The 6000-nt window shown below is 40.2% G+C and carries 7 protein-coding genes and 1 pseudogene; 6 read left to right on the top strand and 2 right to left on the bottom strand.

All coding sequences use genetic code 11. From position 1 onward, the window contains the following. Nucleotides 1–208: 208 nt before the first annotated feature. The 3 genes from F6K46_RS28715 (at nucleotide 209) to F6K46_RS28725 (ending at nucleotide 1543) form a co-directional block, all read left to right on the top strand. Nucleotides 209–847, top strand: a complete 639-nt coding sequence (locus F6K46_RS28715; protein ID WP_293063905.1) for a hypothetical protein — start codon at nucleotides 209–211, stop codon at nucleotides 845–847. A gap of 94 nt (nucleotides 848–941) precedes the next feature. After that, nucleotides 942–1070, top strand: coding sequence for a hypothetical protein (locus F6K46_RS28720; protein ID WP_293063908.1), 129 nt, complete (start codon nucleotides 942–944; stop codon nucleotides 1068–1070). Between the two features lie 20 nt (nucleotides 1071–1090). Continuing rightward, a complete protein-coding gene (locus F6K46_RS28725; protein ID WP_293063911.1) occupies nucleotides 1091–1543 on the top strand; it encodes a class I SAM-dependent methyltransferase in 453 nt (150 codons plus the stop codon). Nucleotides 1544–1645: 102 nt separating this feature from the next. Here the strand turns inward: F6K46_RS28725 and F6K46_RS28730 are convergent. Then, nucleotides 1646–1894, bottom strand: a pseudogene (locus tag F6K46_RS28730) (TerB family tellurite resistance protein); the annotation flags it as partial. Nucleotides 1895–1924: 30 nt separating this feature from the next. Further along, entirely contained in the window at nucleotides 1925–2131 is a 207-nt protein-coding gene (locus F6K46_RS28735) for a hypothetical protein (protein WP_293063914.1), read from the bottom strand. 416 nt (nucleotides 2132–2547) lie between these two features. Here F6K46_RS28735 and F6K46_RS28740 point away from each other — a divergent pair, with 416 nt between their 5' ends. From F6K46_RS28740 to F6K46_RS28750, 3 genes are all read left to right on the top strand, one after another. Next, entirely contained in the window at nucleotides 2548–3765 is a 1218-nt protein-coding gene (locus F6K46_RS28740; protein ID WP_293117586.1) for an ATP-grasp domain-containing protein, read from the top strand. Between the two features lie 208 nt (nucleotides 3766–3973). Beyond that, nucleotides 3974–4825, top strand: a complete 852-nt coding sequence (locus tag F6K46_RS28745) for a GNAT family N-acetyltransferase (RefSeq protein ID WP_293068716.1) — start codon at nucleotides 3974–3976, stop codon at nucleotides 4823–4825. 84 nt (nucleotides 4826–4909) lie between these two features. Further along, on the top strand, nucleotides 4910–5935 hold the full coding sequence (locus F6K46_RS28750; protein WP_293068713.1) for a condensation domain-containing protein: 1026 nt from the start codon (nucleotides 4910–4912) through the stop codon (nucleotides 5933–5935). Nucleotides 5936–6000 lie beyond the last annotated feature (65 nt).

Here is a 6000-nt window from a genome sequence, read left to right on the forward strand (position 1 = left end):
TCATTAGTCATTTCTCAATAGTCAGGACTTACCCATTTGCCCCCTAAATCCCCCAATTCTGGGGGACTTTGACATCTTTACCCCCCAGAATTGGGGGGCTAGGGGGGCGAAATCAACTTAACCGCGTAAGTCCTGATAGTCATTTCTTAATCTTAACTGTCTTATACATCCAGCTGATTTCCCTTCTTTGCCTCTTTAGCGTTTAATCATGTCCCCGTACTTAATTATTTGCCCCGGTATCCATGAGCCCCAACTGACCCAGGATTTTTTAGCAAGCTTGGAGCTATCAAGTCCCTGGACTGAGAAAGTCTTAATTTTTCCAGCTCAGGACTACCCAGCTTACTCAGCTATTCATATTTTAGAGTTCTTGCAACGTCACATTGGTTTGGTGAAGACTCCCATAGTCTTGATCAGCTTCAGTGCTGGGGTAGTGGGTGCGATCGCAGCAGCTTGGGGTTGGCAGCTACTGGGAGGAAACATCCAAGCATTGATCGCTATTGATGGCTGGGGTGTCCCTCTGTATGGCAATTTTCCCATCCACCGGATTAGTCACGATTACTTTACCCACTGGAGTTCAGGGCTATTGGGGGCAGGGGAAGACAGTTTCTATGCTTCACCACCAATTGCCCATTTGGATTTGTGGCGATCGCCCAGATGCCAAGGCTGGTGGGTTCAGGTGCCTAGAGGTGAGCAACCCCCAGAACGAATTTATATCACTGCGGCTGAGTTTATTATCCAGTTATTGGTGATTTACTCAATAGACTTCTTCCAGAAGTCGGGAACAGGGAACAGGGAACAGGGAACAGAGAACAGTGGAGAAGAATTGACACAAAAACTATCAGAATAATACTTTTGCAAGAGCTCTAATTAAGTAATTAGCTAGATAGTAGAATTTGGTTGAGTATCATCAAGCTTGAACTATTGTGGAAGATCACGAAATAGTGACAATTGCTGAGTATCAAGCAACAGCAGAATCTTTCCGGGAAGGCACCTGGAATCACGATGTGTCTCAAAATCGCAACGCCTTGGTGGATGCTATGCCCCGTAATCCAGGCAAGATTCTGGATTAGGAGGTGGTCCTGGTAGAGACTTGGTTGCTTTTAAAGACCAGGGTCATCAAGTAATTGGTCTCGATGCTACACCAGCATTTGTGAATATGGCGCAACAAGTTTCAGGATGCGAGGTTTGGCAGCAATCGTTTCTGAGCCTCAAGCTGCCACCAAAGAGCTTTGATGGGATCTTTGCCAATGCATCCCTGATTCATATTCCTCGTGCTTCGATGGTTAGGGTACTTAAGGATTTAAAGCGATCGCTTGTTACCAATGGTGCCATAGTTATGTCAATGATTCGTGGTGATCATGAGGGTTATAGTGTTCGTCCAACCGGCTATCGCTATGTTGTAGGTTGGGAATATAAAAGCTTGGCTCCCTGTGTTGAACAAGCAGGATTTGATATTTTTGATTATTACTACCGCCCACCTGGTTTACCCTGTGAGCAGCAATCTTGGTTAGTAATTGTGGCCCTTAATCGAGTGCAATATTAGTGGGAAATAGAGTTATTTTCTTCTTAAATGGTAGATGTGACCCAGAACTAACCTACGCTTCTCCCCAACAAGATGAGCGTAAATAGTTAATTAATGAAACTATTAAACGTCAGTTTCAAATATCGCTAGTCGTAGCCGATCGGCTGACTCTTCTATTTCCGCCAAAGACTCAAGGCTAACAACTACTTTCCGTTCAATTCCTAAAATTTCCGCTGCTCGATCAACAGCTGCTTTTTCTTTATCGTGGTACACTCCATCAGCACGGCTCATTTTTATGGCTTGATATAACATAGAATGGCCGACATTTATAGAAAAATCATAATGAATAGCGCTCAATAACTGTTCGATGTCGGCATTTTTCCCATCGAAGTTTACGACATTTTATTCTAGGAGGTCAGATGGTGTTCCCATCTGCTGCTGTTCTTCCATAAACCAATCGATTTCTTCCTGTGCTAACTCCCCATCAGCACTAGCGATCGCGACTACTGCTCTGAGATAGTTCCTCGCCACATCAACATTGATAGGTGCAGTGACGTTGTATTTCCTCTTGGCATATCCCGTCATTTCAAAACTTGTTTCAGTGGTCATTATTTTTGTTTCTAGAGTAAACTTCGCCGCTAATTCTAGCACACCTTGCCCACTTCACAATCTATTACTTAATGATTACGTCTTTTGATTGAGAGCAAAACTATCTAATTTGGCTTGATAAATTACGCTTTATATGCATCTCTAACATAAGACTGATGTTCCGTTAAAGATAGTGCCAACTCTATAGCAGTCATCAAACTAAAACAAATTTCACAAACAATAACCAATAAACTTAAAAAATAACACTTTGATTTAGGACTACTAAAAATTATCTTTAGATTCTCTTTAGGACTTAGGCATTGATAATTTTACGGAAATATGAAACAATATTGATGCATATGTTATTGCCCTGTGGGTTGTGATTTAAAGCCAATCTTAACCTAGATTCCAGCCCGAAATTCTACCTTAGAGGGTGAATGAATAAGAACATCACGACACCAAATACTATTTGCTGTTTTATTGCTGGACCTCTCCAATCCCCTTCCTTACTACGTGCAATCAAACGTCTAGGAATTTCTGTCTATGGGCAACCACCGATGGCTCCCCTACCAAAAACAATAAGTGTTCTTAAAGATGCCCAAGCGATATCTTTGATGCAAAATAAAGATACCGCAGTCATGATCAACTGGGAGGCAAGTCTCTCTTTTATTCTTCAGAATCTCCCAAAAGAACGTTTAAATCAAGTTAATACATTTAAAAATAAAGCAATCTTCCGTCGGCTATTCAAAGACTTGTATCAGGACGTATTTTATCAGGAACTGACAAGGAATGCTTTGGAGGATTTTAATTTTCCACGAGAAATTGATAAAGTAGTACTTAAGCCCAGCATAGGAACTGACTCTATAGGCGTTCGTGTTGTCCATGGACAACAGGAATGGTATCAGGCAGTAGATTTGGTTCTTGAAGATATTGATAGAGCCACAAAACAAATGAATTCTACTGTTTTAAGCGACTCTTTTTTTCTTGTAGAGGAATTCGTAGATGGGGAAGAGTTTGCCTGCGATGGTTTCTGGGACAAAAATGGCCAAACCATCATCACTGGTATTTATCAGCATCCTTTCCTATCAAACTCCGATGTAAGTGACACAGTCTACTATACATCGAAGCAAGTAGTAGCTAAAACAATTGAACCGACGATGGAAGTGATGAACTATATTGGAGCTAAGCTTGGTATATGCCGTTTTCCCTTTCATTTTGAATTTAGACTATCTAGTAATGGAACTCTCTTCCCTATTGAGTTAAATCCCTTGCGCTTTGGAGGAGATGCTCTACCTGACACTATAGAGTATGCTTTTGGTTTCAATCCCTATGAGCTTTTTTTCACCGATAAATCGCCAGATTGGAATTCCCTACTAGCCAATCTAGACACTTCTAAGATTTATGCCTCTATTATTGCTGGTTTACCACCCCACTATACTCCCGAAAAATATCTTATTGATCAGGAATCATTCCGCAATATCTTTGGGAATCGACTACTGAACTATTTACCAAGCGATCCGACAATTAGTCCCTTTTTTGGGGTGGCGCATATTGTTGCAGATAGAATTGAAGATGTGCTTGAGTACTTGCACCTTGAGTTTGATCGTTTTCTCCATCCATGTTTTGAACCTACTCCAATTAAATTAGCGTTATAGTTCAATCTCAAGATTGAAAAGATTTGTCTATATCCATTCTCTATGCCATGAGGTACAAAGGGATCCCCCTAAATCCCCCTGATCAAGGGGGACTTTGAGGTTGAAAAGCGTACCTCATAAATCATAGAAACGCTATAAATACCAAAATAGAGTATTGACTATGGCATTTACAGTAGCCCTTACAAGATTTTAAATAGGAGCAAAAAAAATGACTATTACACCAGAAGATAATTTTCAAGTTCGTCCCATGACCAAAGATGATCTTAAAATTGCCTTAAGCTGGGCAGTATCTGAGGGGTGGAATCCAGGTATTGATGATGCTGATAATTTTTATGTTGCCGATCCTGGGGGATTTTTAATTGGAGAATTAAATGGTAAACTTATTAGTTGTATTTCCGTAGTGCGATATGAACCTCAATTTAATTTTATTGGTCATTATATTGTTAAACCCGAAGAACGTAAAAAGGGATTTGGGTTAAAAACATGGCAAGAAGCATTGAATTTCATTTCTGGGCAGCCTGCTGCTCTAAATGCTGTCTTAGAACAAGTTAATAATTATCAAAAATTGGGTTTCCAACCTGATCATTATCATTTCCGTTATCAAAGAATAATTGTCGGCACAATTTCGCCAGATGTCAGGGATTTAAAGTCTATTGATTTTGAGCAACTTTGTCGTTATGATCGGCGATATTTTCCTATTAATCGTCCTCATTTTCTTTCCACATGGATTAACCAACCTCATGGCCAAGGGTACGCTATCCTTAACGATGGTGATTTGGTAGGTTATGGAGTAATTAGAAAAGCTACAGATGGCTTTAAAATTGGTCCTATTTTTGCAGAAAATGAAGACATAGCAGAAAAGCTATTCTTAGGTTTAGCTACTTATGCTGAAGGAAGTCCTATATATGTAGACGTTCCTAATCTTAATAAATCGGCTATTATCTTATTTGAAAGTTATCAAATGAACCCTATATTTGAATGTATAGCCATGTATACAACAGAACCCCCTAATATTGATTGGCACCAGGTTTTTGCTGTTACTAGTTTGGAATTAGGTTGAATTTTATATTCCCAGATAAGTGTCAAGGATTGCACACAAATTCAAAATTTATGCAGTCAGTTTATGATAAATGTAAAATAAGGTATGGTGGTTGTTGCTATTGCGTTAAGTGCCTTTTATGTGCTGTTATATCGCTACACAAATCAGAACGATATTATTATCAATATTCCCACGAAAAATCGACGGGGGAAACAAGACTTTAAAAATGTAGCTGGCTATTTGGCAAGTTTAGTTTTTGTGCAAGGGAATCTGGACGGTAATACAACTTTTAAAGAATTGCTGGTGCAAGTCGCTCAGACGGTTTACCAAGCCCTGAAACATGAAGCTTATAATTATCCCTTGAGTCAATTGGTCAAGCAGTTGAAACTGAAAAGTAATTTCCGTCATGGTCTGGTTTCTTCTGTGATGTTTAATTGGCGAAAACTAGAGTGGTATGAGACAGAGTCTCAAGAGGGATTACTTAAAATTGAGCCTTATCTGTTGGAAGAACAACGTGGCGCTCCCTATGACCTCTCTGTAGAAATGATTGAAGTTGGTCATCAGTTGAATGTTCGATGGAATTATAATAGTGATTTATTTTATCCTGAAACTATAGACCGGATTGCGAGGCATTATATGACCTTGTTAGAGGGGATTGTAGCCAATCCAGAAACGCCCATTTTTAAATTGCCGTTGTTGACTGAATCTGAACGTCATCAGTTATTAATTGAGTGGAATAATACTCAGGTGGATTATCCCAAGGATAAGTGCATTCATCAGTTGTTTGAGGAACAGGCGGAAAAAATACCCGATGCAGTAGCGGTGGTATTTGAAGACCAAAAATTAACCTATAGGGAGTTGAATTGTCGGGGTAATCAATTAGCACATTATTTACAATCGGAGGGAGTCGGACCAGAAGTTTTGGTGGGCATATGTGTACAGCGTTCTATTGAGATGGTGGTGGGATTGTTGGGCATTCTAAAAGCCGGTGGGGCTTATGTTCCCCTAGACCCAGGTTATCCTCAAGAGCGCTTGGCTTACATGATTGAAGATACTCAAACTTCAGTGCCTGGCTGCCTGACACATCTGTGTGAAACCAAGACGTATCAGGCTCGACACTGTAACGACTGAATCCGTGAGAACCAGATGCGATTGACATGCAGTCACGCTACGCGAACGTAAAAATCCTGACGAGC

Origin of the sequence: Moorena sp. SIO3E8, assembly GCF_010692445.1 — a bacterium.
GTDB classification, from domain to species: Bacteria; Cyanobacteriota; Cyanobacteriia; order Cyanobacteriales; family Coleofasciculaceae; genus Moorena; species Moorena bouillonii.

Coding starts and splice junctions, on each gene's coding strand:
- F6K46_RS28735 (WP_293063914.1), bottom strand. CDS start 2,131: ATGACCACTGAAACAAGTTTTGAAATGACGGGATATGCCAAGAGGAAA.
- F6K46_RS28740 (WP_293117586.1), top strand. CDS start 2,548: ATGAATAAGAACATCACGACACCAAATACTATTTGCTGTTTTATTGCT.
- F6K46_RS28750 (WP_293068713.1), top strand. CDS start 4,910: ATGGTGGTTGTTGCTATTGCGTTAAGTGCCTTTTATGTGCTGTTATAT.
- F6K46_RS28715 (WP_293063905.1), top strand. CDS start 209: ATGTCCCCGTACTTAATTATTTGCCCCGGTATCCATGAGCCCCAACTG.
- F6K46_RS28745 (WP_293068716.1), top strand. CDS start 3,974: ATGACTATTACACCAGAAGATAATTTTCAAGTTCGTCCCATGACCAAA.